Here is a 25,084-nt window from a genome sequence, read left to right as displayed (position 1 = left end):
CTGCCTCGCCTCGTTCGGAGTATGGGTACGACGGCCATTGGCAAGGGTCCGCGTACCACTCCGGTGGGCAGGCCGAATCGGGCGGCGCTCGCCGGTGCCGCGGTGGCGGGGGTTCTGCTGCTGTCGGTGCCGTTGGTGGTGCTCGGCTGGAACTCGGACAAGTCCTCGTCCAAGACGGAACCCACCGCCGGCACGGTCCTCAACGACGACGAAGCGGACCGCGCAGGCCGGTACGAGGCCGACACCGAGGCGGAGCCGAAGCAGGAGAAGCCGAAGACGGAGAAGTCGGAGGCCGGCGCCGAGGAGAAGCCGGCGGCTGAGACGAAGACCGAGCCGAAGGAGGAGAAGGAGGAGAAGTCGAAGACGGAGAAGAAGGAAGAGAGCGAGAAGGAGAAGAAGCCCGCGAAGTCCAAGGCGAAGCCCGGTGTTGCGCTGGGGGCGCCGATGGCGCTGCGCGGACACAAGTCCGGCCTCTGCATCGACGTGCCGAACAGCAAGTTCAACGACGGCGCCGAGCTCCAGCTGTGGAACTGCAACGGCGGGAACGCGCAGCAGTGGCGGGCCGCCGACGACGGGACGCTGCGCATCGGCGGCAAGTGCATGGACGTACGGGGCAGCAACTTCAGCAATGACACCCAGATCCAGCTCTGGAACTGCAACGGTTCCAACGCCCAGAAGTTCGATTTGAACGCGGCGCGAGACCTGGTCAACACGTCCGTGGGGATGTGCGCAGGCGGCAAGGGCGCCACCACCGGGGCGGGCACGAAGATCATCCTGTTCAAGTGCACCGGCACGGACAACCAGAAGTGGAACTGAGGATGCGAGGACGCCCCGCCCTCCGGCAACGCATGGCCGCGCGCGGCCGGTCGGAGTCCTCCTGACATGATCGGACCGTGGAGATTCCCCGCCGTGGGGCTCCGTCGGGCAACGCGCCGCTCAGGCAAGGAGGTTCGTGCGTGTCGCGTCAGGTACTGACGGTCGGTTCCCGGGACACCGACCGCTACCCCACCATCTCAGCGGCGCTGGCCGCGGCTCGCGTCGGGGCGGTGATCAGCGTCGCGCCGGGAACCTACGTCGAGAACCTGGCGATCCACACCCGGGTCACCATCACCGCGGCGGAGGGCCGCGGTTCGGTCGAGATATGCCCGGACTCGGGGAGCGCACTGTCGCTGCGCACCGACGCGGTGATGCTCACCGAACTGACGCTGCACGGCAAGGACGCCGAGCAGCCCACGGTCGACGTGCGGCGCGGACAGGCGGCGTTGGACGGCTGCGAGGTCACAGGAGCCGCGTGGACGGCGCTGCTGGCCGCAGGCACGGGGGCGTTGGCGCTGCGCGACTGCCGGGTGAGCAACCCGCGCGGCGGCGCCGGGGTCGTCGTGATGTCCGCCTCGGAGAGCTCCGTCGAGTCCTGCACCGTCCAACACGTGGCGACGAGCGGCGTGGTCCTCGCGGAGCAGGGCGACGCCCGCATCAGGGACTGCACGATCAGGGACGCACGGGGCAACGGGCTGCTCGCCAACGGGCAGGCGCGGGGCACGGTGGAGGACTGCGACATCTCCTCCACCGACAAGCCGTCGGTGGCGTTGGAGGACCGCTGCACCACCAAGGTCCTGCGCTCGGTGGTCCACGACACCAGCACCGGGATCCACATCACCAGCGGTGCCCGCACCACCCTGGAGGACGTCCGAGTCACCGGTGCCTCCGCGCTCGGCCTCGTCCTCGCCGAGGGCACCGACCCGGTGCTGCGTCGGTGCCGCACCTCCAGGACCCGTGGCGGCGGCGTGCTCGTCACCGCCAACGCGCGCGGCACGCTGGAGGACTGCTGGGTGGATTCCGCGCAGGGCGCGGGGGTGCGCGTCGCAGGTGCGGCCTCGCCGGCGCTCGTCGGACTCACCGTGCGGGACTGCGAGGGACCTGCGGTGCTCCTGGAGGAGGACTCGGCGGCCGAGTTGGACCGGCTCGAGGTGATCGGCGGCGCTCCGGCCGTCGCGGTGCGGGGCGGCGCGAACCCGATGCTTCGCCGTACGCGGTTGGTCGAGGCGTCGGGCGACGGGATCAGCGCGCTGGACAACGCCCGCGGCCGGGCGGAGGAGTGCGAGATCGTCCGTCCGACGGAAGCGGGGATACGCGTCGGCTCCGGTGCGACGTTCTACCTCGCGGACAGCGGCGTCGCGGAGAGCGGTGCGGCCGGCGTGCTCGTCGAGGAGGGCGGCAACCTCACCGCGCGTGACGTGCGGGTGAAGACGGCGGCGACGGACGGGTTCGTGGTGGCGCAGGGCGGGGAGTGCATCGCCAGCCGCAGTACGGCGCACGCCTGCACCGGGCACGGTTTCCTGCTGCGGGAGGGCAGCCTGGGCTCGTTGAACACCTGCGAGGCGAGCAGCGGTCAGAAGGACGGCTTCCGGGTGGAGTCGACACAGCCGGTCTCGCTGCTGAACTGCACGGCGCGCGAGAACGCCGGCGCCGGCCTGGTGCAGACGGCCGTCGGCGAACGCCTCGCGGTGGAGGGGTTGTCGAGCATCGACAACGGCAAGCGGGACGCCTGGGGCACGGGCGACGCGGAGAACACCGACCCCGCCGGCACAGGCGCCGCCGAGGAGGGCCAGCCCACCAAGGACGCCGGCCCGCTCGCCGAACTCAACGACCTGATCGGGCTGGAGAACGTCAAACAGCAGGTGCGCACCCTGGTGAACCTGACGCAACTCGCCCAGCGCCGCGAGCAGTTGGGCATGTCGGCGCCGCCGATGAGTCGGCACCTGGTCTTCGCGGGCCCGCCCGGCACCGGCAAGACGACCGTGGCGCGGCTCTACGGCGCGATCCTCGCGGAGTTGGGGTCGCTGCGCAGCGGCCACCTCGTCGAGGTCTCGCGCGCGGACCTGGTCGCGCAGGTGGTCGGCGGTACGGCGATCAAAGCGACGGAAACCTTCAACCGGGCGCTCGGCGGCGTCCTGTTCATCGACGAGGCGTACGCGCTCACCTCGGACGGCGGCCACGGCGGCGCGGACTTCGGCAGGGAGGCCGTGGACACGCTGTTGAAGCTGATGGAGGACCACCGGGACGACGTCGTGGTGATCGTCGCCGGCTACTCCGAGGAGATGACGGACTTCCTCGGCTCCAACCCGGGCCTGGCCTCCCGGTTCTCGCGCACGGTGGAGTTCGAGAACTACACCGTCGAGGAGCTCATCCAGATCATGGAGAGCATGTGCGCCGCGCACCAGTACGAGCTCGGCGAGGGCACCAGCGAGGCGTTGGCGACGCACTTCACGCGGATGCCGCGGGACTCGGGCTTCGGCAACGGCCGTGCCGCGCGCGGGGTGTTCGAGGAGATGGTGGACCGGCAGGCGATGCGGCTCGCCTCCCAGGCCAAGGTCGACGAGCACGAACTGCGGCTGCTGCTGCCGGAGGACGTCTCGGCCTCGGCGGCCGTCGAAGCGGAGACGTCCGACCGCCCGGACCCGCTCGCCAGCCTCGCCGACATGGTGGGTCTCGCGGAGGTGAAGCAGGACGTCACCAACCTGGTGAACCTGCTCACCACCTCCCGGCAGCGTGCGAAGGCCGGCCTGCCGGTGCCGTCGATCAGCCACCACCTGGTCTTCACCGGGCCGCCGGGCACCGGCAAGACCACTGTGGCCCGGCTCTACGGGGAGATCCTGGTGCAGCTGGGGGTCCTCAGCACCGGGCAGTTGGTGGAGGTGTCCCGCGCCGACCTCGTCGGGCGGTACGTCGGGCACACCGCGCAGCTCACGACGGAGGTCTTCGACCGCGCGAAAGGCGGAGTGCTCTTCGTCGACGAGGCGTACACGCTCACGCCGTCCGGCGGCGGGAACGACTTCGGCCAGGAGGCCGTGGACACGCTGTTGAAGCTGATGGAGGACCACCGCGACGAGATCGCCGTCATCGTCGCCGGTTACACCGACGAAATGGAGCACTTCCTCTCGTCCAACCCGGGCCTCTCCTCCCGGTTCACACGCCGGATCGCCTTCCCGGACTACTCCTCCGAGGAGTTGGTCACGATCGTGCGGGCCCAGGCGGAGGCCATGGGATACGAATGCGCCGCCGGCACCGGTGCGTTGCTCAAGAGCCACTTCGACGCGCTGCCGCGGGACCGCACCTTCGGGAACGCCCGGCTCGCCCGGCAGATCGTCGAGGCGATGGTCACCCGCCAGGCGGGCAGGCTCAGCGCGCTCGCCTCGCCCACCCTGGACGATCTGCGACTGCTGCTGCCGGAGGACCTGGAGACGACTCCCAGGGCGTCCGCGTGAGCGCTCGTGGACGCCGCTCGGCGACGGTGTCCGGACTCGCCGCAGTGGCGCTCCTCCTGGGTGCCTCCCCCGCGCCGGGCGAGCAACGGGCCGAAGAGGGGCAGAAGTTGCCGGCGATGCCGTCGCGCCTCGACCACGAGGGGAACTCCGAGTGCACGCCCGCTTCCAAGGTGCCGGCGAAGCGGCAGGACTGGGCGCGGCAGCGGCTCGACCTGAACAAGCTCAGGTCCCGCGGCGGGGGCGCGGGCACGACCGTCGCCGTCGTCGACACGGGGATCGCCCCGAACGCCGGGCAGTTCGGCGGTCGGGTGGCGTCCGGAAGCGATGCGGGGGACTGCGTCGGCCACGGGACGTTCGTCGCCGGACTGGTGGCGGGCGGCGCCGCGGGCGATGTCGACCTCGGCGGACTCGCCCCCGAGGCACGGGTGTTGGGCTTGCGGGGCACGGACGCACGGGGGGCGCCGGACGCCGGCAGGGTCGCCGCCGCGCTCGACACGGCCGTGGCGGCGCGTGTCGATGTGGCGGTGGTCTCGGTCGCCTTGAAGCAGCGGGACCAGCGCGTGGCCCAGTCGGTGCGGAAGGCGCGGGCGGCCGGCGTGCTCGTGGTGGCCGCCGCCGCTCCCGATCCGCCGGCGCGCTCCACGGACGAGCCGCCGGAGAGCCGGCGGTACTGGCCGGCGGCGGAGCCCGGCGTGCTCTCCGTCGTCGAGATGGGCCCGGGCGGCGGCCGCTCGGAGAACGCGCTGCGCACTCCGGGAGCCGACCTGGCGGCGCCCGGGGTCGACGTCGTCGCCGACGGGGCCAGGGGGAAGGGGAGTTACCTCGGCGAGGGGGCCTCGCTCGCGGCCGGCTTCGTCGGCGGTGCGGCGGCGCTGGTGCGCGCCGAGCACCCGAAGGAGTCCCCGGACGCCGTCGCCCGACGGCTACTGGCGACCGCCTACCCCGGCAGCGTTCCCCAGCTCGACCCGTACGCCGCGGTCACCGGCGTCGCGGACGACGGGGCGCGCGCGGCGGGCGAGGGCGCGCCGGACCCGGTGACCCTGCGGGACACCTCGGACGCCGACGGCGCAGCGGACCGGGCCCTGCTGCTCGGCCTGGGCGGTGGCGCGGCGCTGCTCGTGGTGGCGTGGGCGGCGTTCGCGGCTTCCCGCGCGCGCGGTGGGGGCCCGCGTCCCGTGCGGCCGCGCCGTCGCTGACCTGTCGCGGTGGCGCCGCCGCACTCCGGACGGCGCCACCGACGGCCGCGAGGCCGCGGACGGCGGACGCGGGAGCCCGCGTGCGCCTCAGCTCTCCTCCGTCGCCTCCTCGGCGGCCATCCCGAGCTGCATCAGGTTCGCCCGGCGGCGGGCGATGTGCAGCGCGCGGCCCGGCGGCAGGTTGCGGGGCTTGATGTTCCCGAACATGTAGCCCTCCGAGGGCGGGCAGGACATCAGCAACGCCGGGTTGTTGTTCTCGTCCAGCCGCCGCAACAGCGCCTCGTTGAGCCCGCGTCCGGCGCCCATCGCGCTGCGTGCGACGACGAGGTGGAGGCCGACCTCGAAGCCGAGCGGCAGGTCCTCGAAGATCTCCTCGAAGGGGCTCTGGAAGGAGTTGCCGGCCACCATGTCGTAGTCGTCGACGAGGATGAACAGCCGGGGCCCCGTCCACCAGTCGCACTGCCGCATCCGGGCCGGTGCGATCTCGGGGCCCGGGCGGCGGGTCTGCATCGCCCGGGCGATGCCGTTCACCGTGTCCTTGAGGGTGTCCAGCGAGACGACGTGCGCGAGGCGGTGTTCCTCGGGCACCGCCTCGACGAGTTCCCTGCGGTAGTCAACGACGATCAACTTCGCCTCGTCGGGGGTGTACTGCGCGGCGATCGCCTCGGCCATCCGCCGCAGCACGTTGGTCTTCCCGCTCTCCGTGTCGCCGACGACCGTCAGGTGGGGCGTGCGGCTGAAGTCGTGCCACACGGGGTTCAGCCCCTCCTGGTCCAGGCCGAGGGCGAGCTTCATCCCGCCGCCCTCGGTGGCCACCGGCTCCGGCAGCTCGGCGACGGGCAGCCGTTGGGGCAGCATGCGGACCTTCGGCGCCGACTCCCCCTGCCAGGCGGCGGCGGCCTTGGCGACGAACTCCCCGACGCCCACGGCGAGGTCGTCCACCCTCCCCTCCCCGTCGACGCGGGGCAGCGCGGCGAGGAAGTGGAGTTTGCTGTCGGCGGTCAGCCCGCGACCGCCGGCGTGCGGCACGTCCCTGGCCTTGCGGGTGTTGATCTCCGAGTCGAGCGGGTCGCCCATGCGCAACTCCAGCCGCGTCGCGGCCTGGTCGCGGATCGCGGCGGAGAGCTCCACCCAGCGGGTGGTGGCGATCACCAGGTGGATGCCGTAGTTGAGGCCGCGTGCCGCGAGTTCGTTGAACTTCGGCAGCAGTCCGTCGTAGTCCTGCCGCACCGTGGCCCAGCCGTCCACGACGAGGAACACGTCGCCGTGCTTGTCCTCGGGGAACTCCCCGGCGGCGCGGCGTCGACGGTAGGAGGACATGGATTCGACGGTGTGGTCCACGAAGAACTGCTCCCGCCAGGCGAGCAGCCCCATCACCTCGGAGACGGTCCGGTTGACGCGCTCGGGGTCGAGCCGGGCGGCGACGCCGCTGACGTGCGGCAGTCCGTTGAACTGGGAGAGCCCGCCGCCGCCGAAGTCCAGGCAGTAGAACTGGACTTCGCTCGGGGTGTGGGTGAGCGCGAGTGAGGAGATCAGCGTACGGGTCAGGGTGGACTTGCCGCTCTGCGAGCCGCCCGCGATGGCCACGTGGCCGCCGCTCCCGGACAGATCCACGACGAGCGGATCGCGCCGCTGCTCGAACGGCTTGTCCACGATGCCCACCGGCACTCGCAGGGTCCCGGCGGACCAGCCGACGCCGGTCAGTCCGCGTTCGGGATCGGTGCGCACCCCGCCCAACAGCTCGTCCAGCGGCGACGGTGCGTCCAGCGGCGGCAGCCACACCTGGTGTGCGGGCGGCCCCGCGTCATGCAGACGGTCGACCGCCACGTCGAGCAGCGTCTGTTCGGTGCCCTCCGCCTCCTCCTCCGGCTGCGGCTCCGGAGCGGTCTGCGGCAGGCTGCGGGGCACCACCCAACTGCTGGTCCAGGGCACCACCTGGCTGGCGACCCGGGCACGGACGGCGTTGCCGGCGCGCCGCTTGTAGGTGCCGGAGGAGTAGGCGGCGCGGAACCGCAGCAGCGACTCCACACCGGACTTGAGGAACCCGCTGCCCGGCTGGGCAGGCAACTGGTAGGCGTCCGGGACCCCGAGGACGCCGCGCGACTCCATGGCGGAGAAGGTCCGCAGCCCCACCCGGTAGGACAGGTGGCTCTCCAACTGGTGCATACGGCCCTCGTCGAGGCGCTGGGAGGCGAGCAGCAGATGCACCCCGAGGGAGCGGCCGAGCCGTCCGATCATCACGAAGAGGTCCATGAACTCGCGGTGCGCGGCGAGGAGTTCGCTGAACTCGTCCACCACGACGAAGAGGCTGGGCAGCGGGTCCAGGTCGGCCCCCTGCGCGCGTGCCCGCTCGTACTCGAGCGCCGAGGTGTAGTTGCCGGCGGCGCGCAGCAGTTCCTGGCGCCGCAGCAGTTCACCGTGGATGGCGTCCTGCATCCGCTCGACCAGGGCGACTTCGTCCGCGAGGTTGGTGATGACGGCGGAGGTGTGCGGCAGGGAGTCCAGCCCGAGGAAGGTGGCGCCGCCCTTGAAGTCGACGAGGACGAAGTTGAGCGCCTCCGAGGAGTTGGTGAGAGCGAGCCCGAGCACCAGGGTGCGCAGCAGCTCGCTCTTGCCGGACCCGGTCGCGCCGATCAGCATCCCGTGCGGCCCCATGCCGCCCTGCGCGGACTCCTTGATGTCCAGCTCGACGGGGCGGCCGTCGGCGCCGACCGCGATCGGTACCCGTAGCCGCGCGGCGCCCGTGTGCTTCTCCCACAGCGTCTGCGGTACGTGTCGGCGCAGGTCGGATATGCCGAGCAGGGTCGTCAACTCGGTGTCGCTGTCGAGCGGTTGGGCGATGTCGGCGCCGACGTTGATCCGCGAGGCCGAGATCAGCCTGGCGAGCGACTCGGCCGCGACGGCGCCCACCCGGTCCGGCACGCCCAGGGCGGTGGTGCGCTCCTTGCGGCTGCGGTCGGTGCGTACGAGGCCGACCTCCTCGGCGTCGACCGAGAGGCGCAGCGTGTTGCGCCCCGGACGCCATTCCAGGCTCTCCGCCAGGTCGACGAGGACGGCGTTCCGGAAGCCCGGGCCGCCCCAGCGGTGGTCCGGCGGCATCGGCACGCCGTCCAGGATCACCACGACGTACGGCTCCTCCCGGCCGGGCACCGCGTCCTGCTCGAACGACGGGCGTTCGGCGAACTCGGGGCCGAGCAGGTCGTCCAACTCCGCCACGTCGGAGGTGAGTCGGCGTACGGGGCCCGCGCCGTCCTCCTCGTGCGGATGCAGCGCGTGCGGAAGCCACTTGACCCACTCCCACGCACCGCGCCGCTCGTCCGCCGCGCAGACCGCGATCCACAGGTCCTCCGGGGCGTGGAAGACGGCGAGTTGGCAGAGCATCGCACGCACCAGGTCCCGCAGGCTCTCGTCCTCGCCGCGCAGCATCACCCGTGCCGAGGACCGCAGGTAGAGCCCGATGGGTTGCTCGGGGACGGTGGAGTACGCGCGGATGAACCGGCGCAACGCGTGTGCGCACAGCGGCTCCAGGTCCTCCACGGGACGGGTGGAGACGGGCGTGAGCGTGACGGCGAGCTGCTGTTCGCCGACTGCGAGCCGCACCTCGCCGAAGTCCTCGTGGTCCGGGCGGCGTTCCCACAGCCGGGTGGTGCCGACCAGGGAGCGCAGCGAGGCGGGCTCCGGGTGCCGCCAGGCGAGCGCGCGCTGCTGTTCGGCGACGGTCTGCTTGACCTGCTTGCGCATCTGCGTGAGGTAGCGCAGGTAGTCCCTGCGCTCGCCCTTGAGGCGCTGCTTGCGTTCGCTCGACTTCCGCATGAACTGGCCGACGAGCATGGCGGATGCGGCGAGCATCATCATCCCCATGGCCAGGTACATGAACGTGCCGCCGCTGCCGCCGCCCATGCGGAGCATCATCATCATCATCGACAGCGACATCAGCGCCATCGGCAGGTAGGTCCAGAACGACGACGTGTCGGGGACGCTCTCGGCGAGGGCCGGTGGCTCCTGGAGGCTCAACTGCCCCTCGGGCATTTCCGGCCCGCGACGACGGGCGGGCCGGCGAAAAAGAACCACGCTCAAGGGAAGGTCCTCCTGCTGTGTGCGTAATTTTTCAGCGTCGTCCGATTCGCCGGTATCGACGGTGCGGCCAATGGCCGGCAGAGTTTCAGGTCTGCGGCCGGCCTGTGAATTTCCCGTGAAAAGTCCGGAGCATCCCTGCGGGGAACGGGCAGCGCCATACGCCCATCTTGAGGCCCCGCGACAACCACGTGACGGCGGGGGGTACTCTGCAATAGGACGGCTCGAACAGAGTGCCCGGGATTCAGGGGGAACCCGTCACGATACTCGTCGTCCACCCGCGGCGCGCGTCCGTGGGAACACCGACCGCAAAGCCTCTGACCACAATACAAATTGTTGGACAGCGATTCCCCATGCCCCGTCCGTCCGTGTCGCCACACCCCGCCCGGTGCCGAGAGGGCCGGAGGCGTCGTGAGCCGACAGAACCGGCGCCCGTGCGCACCGGCCAACTCCGCGCCCGAGAGCGTCGACCACCTCGGCGCCAGGAGTAACGGGCGGCTGCGCCCTCGCCTTTGCACCCCACCACCGGGAGACGAGAGTTCAGAACATGACCGACAGCGTCGCGGCCGACCTGTGCCGCCTCACCGTCCGTGCGCCGACCGTGTCGATCGACCTGGCCGTCCCCTCCGACGTCCCGGTGGCGGATCTGCTCCCGACGCTGCTGCGTTTCGTGGGCGAGGAGGCCGCCGAAGCCGGACTCGACCACGCGGGCTGGACTCTCCAACGCCTCGGTGAGGCACCGCTGGACGAGGAGACGACACTGGCGCAGGCCGGACTCGTCGACGGCTCGGTGCTCTATCTGCGGCCGCACACCGAGGCGTTGCCGGAGCCGCGCCTGGACGACCTGGTGGACGGCATCGCCGACACCGCAGGCAAGCGCCTGCACGACTGGAGCCCGACGGCCGCCCGTGCCTTCCTCGTCGGTATGGTGGTGCTTGCCGTCCTCGGTGCCCTGGTGCTGATATCCCTCCCGGGGACGCCGAACGGGACCCGGGCGCTCTGCGCCGGCGTCGCCGGTGTGCTGCTCCTCGCCGGCGCGGGCACGGCGAGCCGCGCCGTCGGCGACCGACTGACCGCCGAGACCCTCGGGTTCATGGTGGCCCCGTGCTTCGCGTTCGCCGGCTGGATGCTGCCCGGCGGCGAGCTCTTCGGGCCGGACGCCACAAAGGTGCTGGGCGCGCGGTTGCTCGCCGCCGGCGCGGCCGGCGCGGGCGGTGCCGTCTTCGCCCTTGCCGCCACGGCAGTTGGCGCTCCGGCGCTGCTGGCGACCGCCGTCGTCTCGGTGGTGAGCGCCGTCGCCGGAGCCCTGATGGCGTACGGCGGGTTCGACGCGCAGGCGGCGTCGGCGCTCGTCGCCTCCGTGGTCGCGTTGAGTGCCGGCTTCGTGCCGGCGATGGCGTTCAAGCTCGCCGGGATGCGGATGCCGCCGCTCCCCGCCGACGCGCAGCAGCTGCAGGAAGGGATCGAACCCTTCAACGGCGACGAGGTGGCCGCACGCACGGAGTTGGCGGGGCAGTGGGTCACCGCGCTCTTCGCGGCGACAGGGGTCGTCATCACGGCGGCGCTGGTGCCGCTCACCCGGCAACCCGGAGTGGCCGAGACCCTCTTCGCCACGGTGCTCTCGCTCCTGATGCTGTTGCACGCGAACGGCCTGGGACACGTGGTCCAGCGGCTGACGCTGGTGCTGCCGGCGGCCGTCGGTCTGTTGCTGCTCGCGGTGGCCTGGGCCGAGGGTGGCCCGGTACCGATCGTCTTCGCCGTACTCCTCGCCGTGGCCGCGGTGCTGGCGCTCGCGGCCTGGACGATTCCGGGCCGCCGGGTGCTGCCGTACTGGGGGCGGGCGGCGGAGCTCGCGCACACCCTGACCGCCGTGGCGCTGTTGCCGCTGGGGCTGTGGGTCGTGGGTCTGTTCGGCTGGCTGCGGGGGTTGTTCGGCTGAGCCGTGCCGTCGGAACAGGTGACGAGTAGCGACGAGAAGAACAGGACAGGCAGTGCAGTCGAAACGGGACCAGGTCCAGGCCCACAGCTTCGTCATGGGTCGCCTCAGCACGGGGCTGCTGCTCGCTTCCCCCGACGCCCCCGAGAGCCCGCACGGACGCACCACGCGGGGAGTGTTGTTCGGTCTGCTGGCGACGTTGCTGGTCGCCGCCGGCGCCACCGTCTTCGGCCTGCTCCGCCCCGGTGGCAACGACTCCTGGCGCTCCGGTGAGAACCTCGTCGTCAACCACGACACCGGCGCCCGCTACCTCTACACGGGGGGCGCCCTGCACCCCGTACGCAACTACGCCTCCGCCCGGCTGATCGGCGGCTCCGACCTCGACACCACGGACGTCGGCACCAATTCACTGCGCGGCACCCCGGTCGGCTCGCCGGTCGGCATCCCCGGTGCGCCCGACAGCGTGCCCGGAAGCGGCGAACTCGACGACGATCCCTGGCATCTCTGCGTCACCGGGCCGAGCGGGGCGCTGCCGCGCACCTCGTCCGGTGGGGAGAGCGTCGTCGACAAGCCGGGTGCCACGACCGTGGTCGCCGGGGCGCCGGTCGCGACGAAGGCGGTCGGGGAGAACAGCGCCGTCCTCGTGCGCGGCCCGGACAAGCAGGAGTACCTGGTGTGGCGGGGCAGCAGACTGCCGCTGGACCGGGACGCGCAGGCGCGGAACGCCCTTGGCTACGGCTCGCACACACCCGTGCGCGTCTCCGCGGCCTTCCTCAACGCCCTGGCCCCGGGGACCGCGTTGGCGCCGCCCGAGGTGCCCGGCCGCGGCGCGAGCGGGCCGGAGCTGGGCGGCGCCGCCACCCGAATCGGCCAGGTGTTCAAGGTGGCCGTCCCCGGCAGCAGCACCAGCGGTTACTACCTGCTCCGCGACGACGGCCTCGCCGAACTGACGCGTACCGGCGCGGCGTTGGTACTGGGCGATCCCGCCACCCAGCGGCGTGCCTACGCCGGCGAATCCCCGAGGGCGCGCACCGTCGGAGCGGACGCTCTGCGCCAACACCGCGCGAAGGGCCCCGCCGCCATGGCCGGTTCGGACGAGCTGCCCACCGCGCCCCCCGAACTGCGCACGGTCCCGCGTGGGAACGCGGTCTGCGCCGAAGTGGAGGGCGGCACCAAGGGAGTGCGGATCAGCAGCACCCTCGTGCGCCTCACCGAGCTGCACCCGGTGGCCGTGCCGAAGCTTCCCGCCGGCACGTTGGCCACGCCGTGCGTGCGTGCGGAGGCGAGTGTGCTGCGGCCGGGACACGGGGCGCTCGTCCGGGCGCTGAACGCGAGCGGCAGTGCGCACGGCGGCGCCGTCTACCTGGTGACCGAGAACGGGGTGAAGTACCAGATCCGATCGAAGGCGGAGCTCCAGTCGTTGGGCTACCGACCCGGGGACGTCAGTTCCGTCCCGACGCCGCTGCTCGCCACCTTGCCGACCGGCTCCGATCTGGACGAGCGGGCGGCGAAGGGAGCCGCCGAACCGCGGGTCAGTACGCCCTCGTGCGAAGCGCAGAAAAAGGACATCAAGCAGGCTGTCGGGCCGAATTCGCATAGTTCCTTTACTGGCCGGAAGGGTGTTGGATGATGCTCGGCGAGGGCGCGGCAAAGGGCGCCGGAATCCGTGGCGGCGGACCTGGCGGCATCGTGTCCGGCGGCGTCGGCGAGGCAATGCGACGTGCACGTGACGTTGTTGCCGCGAAAATGTAGCCAAGTTGGTGCAATGCATCAGATCTGATGCGGCGTTGCATATTGGCCCAATGCCTCTCTAGCATCAGTAGTTGTACAGAACCTTGACTTTGACGAACTGAGGAGGCTCCGTGTCCGGCGGTCGCTTGATGGGAGACCAGGCAGTACGCAGCGGCGTGATGGCGCTCGGTGCTGCCGGTGACGGTGTGCAGAAGATTCGGAACAACGTCCAGTCCGTTGCCCTCGGCGTCAACGGTGACGAAGGCCAGGCCTTTCGGAACCTTTTCAACGCCTGGGACAGGCAGGCGCAGGAGATCATCAAGCAGATCAACACGATGACGCAGGAACTCGAGAAGAACCACGCGGCGGCCAGGAACCTTTCGCAGGACCACCAGGCCCGAATCCAGCAGCACACGAACCTGACGTCGGAGAACATTTTCAGCTCCCTCACCTAGTAACAGCCCCCCGCTCTGTGTTCCGCGTCACGGAAGGGAGCCGGCTCGTCGTGCACGGCTCTCCCTCCGACGCTCAGGTACGAGAAAGGTGTCCAGCATGCCGCTGACCAATGCTCCGGGTTCCGATGCCGGCAACCTGACCGACGGAATCATCGACGTCCACTACTCCGAGGTGGAGAACGCCGCGATGGACATCGTGGCGCAGACCAAGGCCATCAAGGACACGCTGCACTCCCTCGACGAGGAGCTCAAGGCGCTCAGGGAGGGATGGAACGGTGACGACCGGACGGCGTACGAGCAGGCCCAGGCGAAGTGGAACGGCGCCGTCGAACAGATGCAGATGCTGCTGACGAAGAACCAGGACCTGCTGCAGGAGGTCGCGCAGAACCACCAGCGGGACGAGCGGTCCGGTGCCCAGGGTTGGTCCGAGGTCACCCCGCGCTGAGTCGCTCCGCACACCGCGTCCGTACGGCGGCCCTCGGCCGGCTCCGCTGCCCTCGGCCCCGTGGGTCCCGTACCGGCGCCGCCCGACTTTTCCGGGCGGCGCCGACTCGGGGCGCTCGGGGCCGTGTTTTCGTGACGACCGCTAGCGAGAGAAGGACTCCGTGGCCGACCTCACCCATATCAATCTCCAGCAGCTGCGCAACTTCCGTGACCACGACGTCGAAGAGGTGCTGAAGGCCATCCGCAAGTGCCGCGAGGAGGACGACGACAGCGGCGTGCCGCCGCTGGGCAAGCTCGTGGACGGCAAGCACAACACGGCGGACAACCTCGACAAGGAGCACCAGGCGCTCCAACTCGGGCCCATGGTCATGGAGAGCGATCTGGTCAACGGGCAGACGCTGGAGAAGGCAATGAAGAAGACGGGCGGTGCCATGGCCCAACTCCTCAAGGAGCAGGAGCAGTTCTTCGAGGAGCTGAAGGACGGCCTGGACGAGACGATCGAGAAGATGGAGAAGACCAACCAGAACAATATGGACTCCATCGACGCGCAAACACTCCTGCAGAACTTCTCAGGGCTGGACGGCACCTTCTCCTCGGGAAGTGAAGACGACGACTGAGACCGCGGGCAGGCTCCCACGCCTGTGCTCCGGTTGACGGACCCGACGCGAAAGGCAAGCGGTGGCCGACGGCAAGAACCCTTCCTACTCCGAGGATCTCCACGAGGATTCGAAGGACTACGGCAAGGACTGGAAGAACTTCAAGGCCGACGCCGACGAGGACGATGTCTGGGCGAAGTTCCTGCACCACATCTCCGGCTACCCCATGCCGTCGCGGTCCAAGCTGTTCGAGGACCTCACCTCGCCCGAGGGGGGACCGCTGTTCCGGATGGACTTCCAGGACCGCGACGTGTCCTCCGTCCTGGACACCGGCCTCGACACCAACAAGAACCAGGACTACGACATCTGGTTCTTCACCAAGGACGGAAAGAAGCTGAGGCAGGCCCGTATCGTCTTCGAGGGCTCCAATCAGGACGACGACGGGAAGACCCAGTTCACGGACAACTCGGGGGCCGACTCCGCCGCGGACATTGCGGTGAGCAAGGGCTCCGAATTCACCGACTACAACGACGACAAGTTCAGCCACAAGACGCTGCGCGAGTACATGAACGGGCCGCGCGACGTGCTGCTGGCTTTGAGCAACAGCGGCAACACCGCCGACGTGACGTTCGGGGACTCCCAGGTGAAGGACCAGTCGGTCAACCTCGGCTCCCTGGACGACACCGCGCAGGCCTTCGACCGTGTCTCCCGGTTCTTCGAGAACCACTCGGAGGTCATCAAGGGCTGGGAGGACGCGCTCACGAAGGATGAGGCGGTCTGGAAGGGCGAGTCCGCCGACGTCTTCGTCAACCTGCTGAAGAAGGCGCGCAAGAACTACGAGGGGTACGTCGACACCTTCACCACCTCGGGCTCCGGCGAGGGCTCGGGCAACACGGTGTACGCCAAGGCGCTCCAGCAGGCGAAGAAGGACGTCAAGGAGACCGCGAGCGACCTTCTCGGCCACTGGAAGAAGTGGGCCCAGTCCGAGTACTACGACCCGTTGCGGGTGCTCGCCAACGTGCTGCACCAGTTGGCCGTGTGGGTGGACGAGAACAACGTCTCGAAGGTGACGCTGCACACGACGACGTCCTGGGGCGGGTACGGACCGGCGGTCACCACCACGCGCGCGGAGACGAGCGGCGGCTTCACCACCAACCACCCCGAGTACGGCGACCTGGAGGACAAGGAGAGCTGGAAGAAGGTGGGCCAGGAGGCCGTGCGCCTGTGGAACGCGGCGGTCGACGAATACCTCGGGGAGCCCTCCCGGGAACTGCAGTCGGAGCTCAACAACAGCTTCGCCGATCTGAGCGACGACTTCTCCGACAACCAGCCAACGCCGAAGACCACGAGCAGTGCGGCCGAGGACTACAACAACTACGGCGGCGGCTCGGACGACAAGGCGCAGGACGAAATCGACAAGATGAAGGAGGACTACGAAAAAGAGCTCGACAAGCTGAAGGACGGCTACGAGGAACAGTTGGACAAGCAGGAGGATGCCTACAAGGAGCAGATCGACGACCTCAAGAACGACATGAAGGACCAACAGAACGAGTTCAAGGATCAGTTGAACGAACAGGAGGAGAATTTCGACAAAGAGCGGGACAAGTATGAAGAGCACATGGACAAGATGCAGGAGGAGTTCGACGAGCAGCTCAACGAGGGCCTCGGCAACCTGAACGGCAACAACGCGGGCCCCGGCACGCTCGACCTCGGCGGGTTGAACGGCGGGGACGGCCTCAACAGCCTGCTGGGCGGCGACGACGCGCAGAGCTCCAACCGAACGGTCCTGGATGGTTCGGACGTCTTCGGCAACGGCGGCGGGCCGAACCAGGAGTCGGGCGCCCACGTCATGGGCGGGCTCAACGGCCTCGGCGGCACCGGCCAGTCGCCCAACCAGAACCAACGCAACAACAACGTCGACCAACAGCTGAGGAAGCTCGAGGGCCTGAACGGCGGCGGCCCGGGCGGCGGCACCGGCCTGGAGACGCCGACGGGCGGGCAGACCTCGCTGACGGGGGACGGAAGCTTCGAGACGTCTTTCCCGGACGGCAGCAAGTCGGTCTTCGACCCGGACACGGGCGAGTTGACGGTGTCGGGTCCCGACGGGGAGTCGACGGCGGATCTGAAGCACGGGGCGAGCGTGCTGAATCCGGACGGCTCCACGACGTCCCTCAAGGACGGTCAGTTGACGACGGAGTGGCCCGACGGCACCACGCAGTCCATCGACCCGGACACCGGTGAGGCGACGACGAAGGACCCCGAGGGCCGGACGACGACGGAGAACCTCCGCAGCCTCAACGGCGGGCAGCAGAACGGCGGTCTCGGCGATCTCGGGAACAACTTCGACCAGCCGCTCACCGAGTCGGTGAGCAACCTCGGCGGCCTGAACAGCGGGGGCCTCGGCGGCGACGGGCTGGAGACGCCGACGGGCGGCCAGACGTCGCTGACGGAGGACGGGGACCTCGCGACCTCGTTCCCGGACGGCAGCCAGACGGTCTTCGATCCGGACACGGGCGAGTTGACGTCGTCGGGTCCTGGCGGGGAGTCGACGACGGACCTGAAGCACGGGGCGGACGTGCTGAATCCGGACGGCTCCACGACGTCCCTCGAGGACGGTCAGTTGACGACGGAGTGGCCCGACGGCACCACCCAGCGGATCAACCCGGACACCAACATCGCCACCACCACCGACCCCGAGGGAAACACCACGACCACGGACCTCGCGGGGCTCAACTCCGGAAACAACGGGGGACTCGACGGCCTCGGGAACAGGAACACGGGGAACCTCGGCGACATCGAGACGCAGGTCCCCGACCTCAACGGCGTCGGTGGCGGCGGAGGAGGCGGCTCAGTGTCGTCGCTCGACTCCGACCTCCCGGGGAACACCGCGTCGACCAGCGGTGGGAACGGGCTCTTCGACGGCATCGGCGCGGACGGCGGGGGCGCCGGCTCGGACACCCCGGGCGGTGGCGGTACGTCCGTCCAGGGCGGCGGGCCACAGCAGGCGGGTGCCGGCGGCGCGCCGATGATGCCCCCCATGGGCGGCATGGGCGGCATGGGCGGCGGCGGTGCGGGCGACAAGGGGAACAGCGAGCGGATCCGCGCCGTCCTGCACGACGCCGCGGAGGAGAGCAAGCGGCGGCAACGCCGGCGGCGCGGCGGTTGGGGCCGCGGCGAGGACGAGGACACCTTCCTGACGCAGCGTCCGTCGACGACCGGCGGACGCACGGAGAACGAGGGGTCCGAGGGCTCCGCCGAGGCACCGCGCACCTCCACCTCCTCGGCCGACTACCTGGAGGAGGACGAGGACGTCTGGGGCACCGACGACGGCGGCGCGCCCGCGGTGATCGGACGATGACCTGACGTACGCCGTGCGGCGGTACGCGGCCCGGTGCTGGTGTCCCAACGTTCGGGCCGCACAGGGAAGTCGGTGGAACAGCCGCGCACAGGGTGCGGCGGTGAGAGAGGAGAGCACCGTGCCGGATTCGTTGGAGCAGCGGCTCGCGCAGGCGCAGGCCGAGCTCGAGGCCACGGAGAAAGCGGTCGCGCGTACCGAACAGGAGCTGCGGGACAGCTCGTTCGACGCCTACTCCTCGGACCGCTCGGTGCGCGCCACCGTCGGCCCGCAGGGCGAGCTGACCGATCTGACGTTCCTCGACGGCAAGTACCGTGGCATGGGAGCACAGGAGTTGGCGGCGAGTGTGCTGGAGGCGGCCCAGGAGGCGCGCACCCGTATGCACCGCCATGTCATGGCGCTCATGGCGCCGCTCACCGAAGCAAGCTCGAGCACACCGGAGTTGCCGGGGCTCGAGGTGGACTGGGCCAAGCTCTTCGGCCCCGAGGTGCTGGAGCAGCCGGCGGAGAAGGAGCCGGCCGAGAAGCGCGCGCCCTGGCAGGACGCGCTCAGGGACGACGAGGAGTAGACGTGTCAGACCGCTACTACGGCGACCCGAACCGGATGCAGAACGGCGTCGACGAGCTGACCGAGATCGCGGAGTTCACCAAGGGCATCACGGCCGAGTTCCTCGACCAGATCATCGGGACCTCCTCCTGGCCCGGCGAGGACGACGAGTACGCGAAGAAGATGAAGCCGCAGGAGCGCAAGGAGCGGCAGAACGCGAAGGAGACCCTCCAGGCCATCCGGGATTCGATCGTCGGCATCACCGAGGGAACCCAGCAGAACGTCGACGCCATGGAGCGCATCCGGGACGACTCGATCGAGGAGGTCAGCAAGGCGGCCCAGGTGACGCAAGGGAGAGATGTTCTCCGTACCCCCTGACCCCGCCCGTGTCATGCCCCGCCGCCGGACGTTGCGTCGCCGCGGGGCCATGGCGCGCTGCGCGCGCCGCCCCGCCGTCCGGAACGCCGGGCGTGCCCTCTCGGCAGGGAGGAGGGGAGCGCCGTGAGCATCATGCCGTCGCCCGAGGTGAACGCGATGCTCTTCATCCTGACCGGCGAACGTCTGCTCCAGGCCGACGAGGACCTCGCGTACGAGAGCCGCACTCCGTACGCCCAACTCGGGCAGCAGATGCAGCGGTTGTCGGAGCTCGTCGAGAACTCGGTGAAGCAGACGGCCAAGGCGATGCCGGAGGACGTCGGCCGTGCGTACGTCGGCGCAATGAACCTGCTCATCGACGACGGCGGGACCAACCACCTACGGGAGTTCGGCGAGCAGCTTGAGCAGATAGCGGAGGGCCGCCGAAAAGCCTCCATGGACATCATGGAGTCCAAGTGGCAGGTCATCGCCGAGGTGATCCGACTGCTCGTCGAGATCGCCATCTACATGGCGCTCTCCTACTTCACGGGCGGCGCCTCGCTCACCCAGATCGCGCTGGCGAAGGCGCGCAGCCGCTTCGCGATCCTGACGCTCCTCAGCCACCTGTTGCAGCGGACGCATCTGCTCCCGACGCTGACCGAGGCGTTCCAGGAGGCCTTCCTCTCCTTCGTCGTCCGCCTCGGCATGATGACGTCCGGACCGGAAGGGCGTCGTCCTGACGGGTTCGACTGGAAGAAGATCCTTCAGGACGGCGCGTTCGGCGCCATGGCCGGCTTCTTCACCAGCGTCTTCCACCAGATGGCGTCGAACATCGTCCGCGGTTACGACAATAACTTCCTGAAGAACAACGACGAGATCGACTTCCGTCCGCCGCCGCGGACGAGCCACACCCCGGACCCGTCGTCCCACTCGCCCGGCAGCGGCAAGCCGGACCCGCAGGTGGGGAAGGGCGGTTCGGGCCCCGGCCCGAAGGGGACCGACGGCCCTGGTCCGAAGGAGACCGGCCCGAACGCGCACGGCTCGCCGGACGGCTCCGGCACGCATACGCCCCCGCCGCGCACCAGCTCTCCGCCCCCGCCCTACACCCCCTCACCTCCGCCCTACACGCCCAAGCCCCCGTCCACCGGGGCACTCATCGGGCACCACCTGGTGAACGAGAGCAGCCTGTTCATCGCCTCCGGATCGGGTCAGACGCTCGCCGAGTACCTCCACAACGGCCTCTTCTACGGGAACTGGTCGGTGAACCCACTGACCTTCGTCGGCGCGGGGATCAGCAACCGCGTCAACAGCCTCCTGATCGACGGCGCGGTGAACACCGGCGCGAACCTGCGGAGCGCAGTGGACGGCCTGCGCGGCGGCGGCAATCCGCCTGATGCCTCTTCCGCATCGAACCCGCCGAGCAGCAGCGGGAGTTCGGACGAGACCGGCGGTGGCCCGGAGACGGTGGGGACGGGTGGTTCCACCGGAGCCGGCCCCGGCGCGGGGGCTTCCCGAAGCGGACCGCACGGGGAGGCCCCGCCGCCGGAGGCCCAGGGCCCGCTCCCCGAGTCGTCGCCGGACGCCCCGGACAGTCGGAGCGAAGCGGGTTCCGCAGACGTCGGCCACCACGGCGTCGATACGGACGCGTCGTCGGGGCGCGGCGACGGTGCGCGCCCTTCTCCCGAGCGGGATCTCTGGCGGCAGGTGCACACGGGCTCGCCGGAGGCGCGGGCGGCAGCCCTGCACGAACTCACGGAGCTCCGCGGCGGGTTGCCGCCCTCGTCGGCCGAGACCATCCTCCGCGCCGACCTGCACCGGGGCCTCGGCGATCCGGACGGGATACGAGTGGTGCCCGACGGGGACAGCCCGACCGTCGTGGACGACGCCCGCCGGGTGCAGGACGTCGTCTCCAGCCTCGGGCCCGAAGCCCCTGCCCAACCTCCGCCGCGGCCGGACGCGTTGGGCGACGACGCCCGGACGTCGGGCGTCGCCACCAGGACCGACGGAGCCGGCGCCGACGGGTCCACCTCGGGGCCGGAACCGGCGGCTCCGAACGTCGCGCCGAACGAGGCGGACTCCGGGCGGCCGGTGCCGGGCCCCTCGTCGGAGACGTTCGCGGGCCCGCAGGCCGAGAACCACGGCGGCCCGACCCACGGCCCGGCGAACGATCCCGCGAGCGGCCCGGCACGCGACTCCGCGAACGCCCCGACCAACGAGGCGCCCGCTGACCGCGGTTCGCTTCCCGCGGCCGAGGGCGGGCCCGTCCCGACGGCGGAGTCTCCCCGCACGGGGCCGCTCACCGTCGTGGTCTCCGAGGGGCCGCTGCCGTACGACGCGCCCGACGAGGCGGCGCGCTTGCTGGACAACGCCGGGAGCGACAGCGCCGTCGTACTCGGGCCGCCGGTCCCGTCACCGTCGGCCGGACCCACCGGCGCGTCCCCGACCGCACCCGCCGCCTCGCCGACCGGACCGCCTGCCGCCTCCTCACCCACCGCACGGCCCGGCGCCTCCCCCGCTCCGGCCCCGCGCGAGGCGGCGCTGCTGACCCGGGACGGTCCCGGAGGCGAGGTGCGCGTCCAACCGCTGGGCGACAACGGACAGTTGGCTGCCGTGACGGAGTCCGCCCACTTCCCGGACGCCGACGTGCTGTTGCCGCTCTCCGAGGCGTTCGGCCCCTCGGGCTCCCCCGGACCGCATGCCCCCGGGCCGGAGAGCAGCAGCCCGCCGTCCCGTCCCGCCACCGAGAGCACCAACACGGTGGGGACGCACGCTGAGCGTTCGACGCCGGCCGCTCCGGCGGACACGTCGGCAACGGCTCCGCCTCCCGTTGCGCCGCCTGTGACGGAGTCGGGTGCGCGGGGCGAGGCGGGTCCGGGGCCGCGAGGCAACGGTGCGGTGTCGGATGTGGATGCCATTGAGCCCGTCCAGGGGCCTGCGGTCACCGAGCATGGGAGCAGTCTGGGTCGGCCGGATCTGGATCCGGTGGTGTCTGAGGTGGGTCGGGAGTTGGACCGGTTGCGCGGTCCTGACCGGTCGGAGGTCACTCGTGACGAAGTGGTGCGGGTGCACGAGGATTTGCCTGCTTGGCGGCGGGCTCAGCCGTTGCGGGCGCGTGTTGAGGCGATCACGGAGATTCTTCTGGCGGGTGAGCCCGGGGGTCTGCGGGGTGGTGGGCCCACGCCGCCGAGCGGACGCCCGCAGGAATCGTCGTCGGGTCTCCCCGGGACGTCGCCTCGGGGCGAGACGGTCACCCAGATCCCCTTTGCCGAAGGGTCGCAGGAGCTGAGCGATGCGGCTCGTGCGGAGATCGACAGGGTGGCTGCCGACGCCGTGCGCCGTGGCGTGGAGAACGCGCGCGCCCAGTTGCCGTTGCCCGTCGTCGAGGTGACCGGGCGGGGCAACGGCAGCCTGTTGTCCGGCCGGGAGAGAGCGGAGCGGGCGCGCGTTATCGGACGGGAGCGGGCGGCGGTCGTGGCCGACGCCTTCCGTGCGGCTGTCGCGGAGCACGTTTCGGGGCTGCCGCGGGATGTGGCGCGGCATGTCGGGCCGAAGCTGTTCACCGTCAACGAGCACTCCAGGGGCAGAGATCCGGAGGTGGGGACGGCCGGCGAGCGCCGCACGGCGGACCTGACCCTTCGTGACCCTGGGCAGGTTGTGGTGGGGCAGGAGGCCGGTGGTACCGCACCCGTACCCCGTACGGTCCATGCGGTGTGGTTCGGCGGTGAGTTGGGGGCGGCGGCTCGGGAGAACCTGTTGGCCTGGCGGGATCGTGCGGCCGATGCCGGCTGGCAGGTGGTGTTGTGGGGTGATGCGGGGGCGCTGAGTGCCAACTCGCAGTTCATCAATGAGCTGACCGCTTCGGGCGCGGCGAGTTTCGCTACGGTCGATCGCAGTGTCTTTCCCTCCGACGGTGGGGATGCGGCGACCGGGGGTCGTGCCCACGATTTGATGAACTGGGCGTTGGGCAAGGGCGGCTACGCCATGGCCTCGGACATCGCCCGTTACGGCATTCTGCACCGCGATGGTGGTGTGTATGTGGATGTGGATATTCATCCGGGTGAGGTGACGCTGCCCACCGAGGACCTGACGACGCACCAGGATGGTTTGCCGTTCCTCGCGCCTCAGTTGCGCGATTCGGAGCAGTTCCAGCATGTGTTGAGCGAGCTCAACAGGGAGCGCGCCGCGGAGGGACAGCCGCCGCTGCGTGCGGACGATGCGAGCGCGATGCCCGCCGTCATCGAGCGGCAGTACGCGGAAGGTCAGTTCAACAACAACTTCATCGTCACTCCGGCCGGCAGCCCCTTCATGCACGGGTTGCTCACCGGGCTCCGCGACCCCGGCGATCCGTCCCTTCTGATGCGCGACGTGCACCAGGACGCAGCCGAGCTGACCGGCCCCAACTACATCCGCCGAGCTATCACCACGGCGCTCGACCAGAGCGGCAATTGGCCGGTCGGTGCTCGCTGGGCGCACCAGTTCCGGTCCTGGCAGGTGCGTTTCGCGCCGGAGGCGCAGCAGCGCTGGGCCGGACTCGGATGGCTGACCGCCGAGAGCGACGCGCAAGAAGGGGGCGGCCGAGCGCCGGCCGGCAGCCCGTCGGCGCCGGGGACGCCGCGCTCCCTGCCGAGTACGGAGTCTTCTCCGGCGATGTCGGAGTCGTCGGTCCCTGAGGCGTCCCGCGCGCCCGAGAGCACTCACGAGGCCGACGGCCACGGCCGTCCCGCCGGCCTGCGCGGCGGTTCCCCCGACACCGGTGTGGACCCGATTGCGGCGCACTGGCCCATCGGACGCGAGACGACCGTGGCCGAGCCCCGGTTCGGGGACGTGCGAGAGGTCCCCGCCGATCAGGCGCGCAGCGGCACGCAGGGCATCCGCGCTGATCAGTCCTTCACCTACGAGCACCCGTCCCCGTCCCGTTCGACGCCGCTCACATACGGCGTGACCGGCGACGGCCGGGTACGGCTTCCCTCGGGCGAGACGCTGGAGTCCGGGGGCTGGCGGAGGTTGGGCGACGACTTCGTGCACGAGCCCAGCGGTGCGTTGCTGCGCGGCGACAACGGGTGGATCGGCCGCGTCTCCAACCTGGACGCGGTGCTCGGCGCCGAGCACCTCTTCGACCCGCGCGCAGCGGAGCACACGCTCGCTGTGAATGACGCTGGGCTGTACCTGATCCCGCGAGGTACAGCGGCGGGTGCCGGCCCCGCGGTGCACATCCCCTTCCCGGGCTCGGCACCGCGGCAGGTCGGCACCGAGACGGTGGGGACGCACGCGGAGCCGTCGACGCTCCCCGTCTCGGCGGATACGTCGGCGACGGCTCCGCCTCCCGTTGCGCCGCCTGCGACGGAGGCAGGTGCGCGGGGTGAGGCGGGTCCGGGGCCGCGAGGCAACGGTGTGGTGTCGGATGTGGATGCCATTGAGCCTGTGTCGGGGCCGGTGTCGTCCGAGCATGGGAGCAGTTTCAGTCGGCCTGATTTGGATCTGGTGGTGTCTGGGGTGGGTCGGGAGTTGGATCGGTTGCGCGGTCCTGACCGGGCCGAGGTCACTGGTGACGAAGTGGTGCGGGTGCATGAGGGGTTGCCTGCTTGGCGGCGGGCTCAGCCTGTGCGGGCGCGTGTTGAGGCGATCACGGAGATTCTTCTGGCGGGCGAGCCCGGCGGTCTGCGGGGTGGTGGGCCGACGCCGGCATCGCACGGATACCCGAACGCGGAGGAACTGCTCAGCGATCTGCGGGAGTCCGCGCGTGTGCCGGATGTCCGCCGGGCGCCGGGGGAGCGGACGTTGGGTCCGAACTTGTTCGGTGGTTTGGATGCGCCGCAGCCGGGTCCGTATGTGGGCAGTAGCACCGGTCTTGGGCCGGATGGTGTGGTGCCGTTCCTTGATGGTGCGGATATGGTGCCGGGTCGCCCGGAGTCGTCCGGGCTGCCGAGGTTCAGCCACCACGGGATGCCGCAGGTCGTCCATGCGATCTGGTTGGGCGGTCCGCTTCGCCCTGACGGGCCGACGTCCGGCTTCTGGCGACGGTTCGGCGACGCGGGGCAACGGCACGGGCAGGAAGCGTTGTTCACGTTGTGGACGGACCTGCCGCGCGGGTTGGTCGAGGAAGCTGCCGCGTCCGGGGGTAGGTCGAGTGAT

Annotated in this window: 13 protein-coding genes; 12 read left to right on the top strand and 1 reads right to left on the bottom strand. The window is 70.6% G+C overall.

All coding sequences use genetic code 11. The features are described from left to right. From UWG_RS0119045 to UWG_RS0119035, 3 genes are all read left to right on the top strand, one after another. Positions 1–816 (top strand): ricin-type beta-trefoil lectin domain protein (locus UWG_RS0119045; RefSeq protein WP_029391582.1); only part of this gene is annotated, 816 nt, incomplete at its 5' end. A 140-nt stretch (positions 817–956) separates the two neighbouring features. Further along, positions 957–4,265 carry a right-handed parallel beta-helix repeat-containing protein gene (locus tag UWG_RS0119040; RefSeq protein ID WP_016908798.1) on the top strand — a complete coding sequence of 1,103 codons (3,309 nt, stop codon included), beginning with the start codon at positions 957–959 and terminating at the stop codon, positions 4,263–4,265. Next, complete coding sequence (locus UWG_RS0119035; protein ID WP_237720163.1) at positions 4,262–5,461, top strand: S8 family serine peptidase; 1,200 nt, start codon at positions 4,262–4,264, stop codon at positions 5,459–5,461. Before UWG_RS0119040 ends, UWG_RS0119035 begins: the two co-directional genes overlap by 4 nt. Positions 5,462–5,548: 87 nt before the next feature. Here UWG_RS0119035 and UWG_RS0119030 read toward each other — a convergent pair whose 3' ends face one another. Then, positions 5,549–9,490, bottom strand: coding sequence for a type VII secretion protein EccC (locus UWG_RS0119030; protein WP_016908796.1), 3,942 nt, complete (start codon positions 9,488–9,490; stop codon positions 5,549–5,551). A 592-nt stretch (positions 9,491–10,082) separates the two neighbouring features. Between UWG_RS0119030 and eccD the strand changes: the two genes are divergently transcribed. From eccD to UWG_RS31770, 9 genes are all read left to right on the top strand, one after another. Continuing rightward, complete coding sequence (gene eccD, locus UWG_RS0119025) at positions 10,083–11,474, top strand: type VII secretion integral membrane protein EccD (protein WP_016908795.1); 1,392 nt, start codon at positions 10,083–10,085, stop codon at positions 11,472–11,474. A gap of 52 nt (positions 11,475–11,526) precedes the next feature. Then, positions 11,527–13,101, top strand: coding sequence for a type VII secretion protein EccB (gene eccB, locus UWG_RS0119020; RefSeq protein WP_016908794.1), 1,575 nt, complete (start codon positions 11,527–11,529; stop codon positions 13,099–13,101). Positions 13,102–13,333: 232 nt separating this feature from the next. Beyond that, entirely contained in the window at positions 13,334–13,657 is a 324-nt protein-coding gene (locus tag UWG_RS0119015) for a WXG100 family type VII secretion target (RefSeq protein ID WP_237720161.1), read from the top strand. A 97-nt stretch (positions 13,658–13,754) separates the two neighbouring features. Beyond that, positions 13,755–14,102, top strand: coding sequence for a WXG100 family type VII secretion target (locus tag UWG_RS0119010; RefSeq protein WP_016908792.1), 348 nt, complete (start codon positions 13,755–13,757; stop codon positions 14,100–14,102). 160 nt (positions 14,103–14,262) lie between these two features. Beyond that, positions 14,263–14,718: a type VII secretion system-associated protein gene (locus UWG_RS0119005; protein ID WP_016908791.1), complete on the top strand. Its 456-nt coding sequence runs from the start codon at positions 14,263–14,265 to the stop codon at positions 14,716–14,718. 61 nt (positions 14,719–14,779) lie between these two features. Further along, positions 14,780–18,055, top strand: a complete 3,276-nt coding sequence (locus tag UWG_RS0119000) for an AAWKG family protein (RefSeq protein WP_020372373.1) — start codon at positions 14,780–14,782, stop codon at positions 18,053–18,055. 118 nt (positions 18,056–18,173) lie between these two features. Beyond that, complete coding sequence (locus UWG_RS0118995; RefSeq protein WP_016908790.1) at positions 18,174–18,620, top strand: YbaB/EbfC family nucleoid-associated protein; 447 nt, start codon at positions 18,174–18,176, stop codon at positions 18,618–18,620. A gap of 2 nt (positions 18,621–18,622) precedes the next feature. After that, a complete protein-coding gene (locus UWG_RS0118990; protein ID WP_016908789.1) occupies positions 18,623–18,976 on the top strand; it encodes a hypothetical protein in 354 nt (117 codons plus the stop codon). A 132-nt stretch (positions 18,977–19,108) separates the two neighbouring features. Continuing rightward, a partial coding sequence (locus UWG_RS31770) for a WXG100-like domain-containing protein (protein WP_474773415.1) occupies positions 19,109–25,084 on the top strand: 5,976 nt, incomplete at its 3' end.

Source organism: Streptomyces xiaopingdaonensis (assembly GCF_000262345.1).
GTDB classification, from domain to species: domain Bacteria; phylum Actinomycetota; class Actinomycetes; order Streptomycetales; family Streptomycetaceae; genus Streptomyces; species Streptomyces xiaopingdaonensis.
This window is presented reverse-complemented; position numbering and strand designations above follow the sequence as displayed.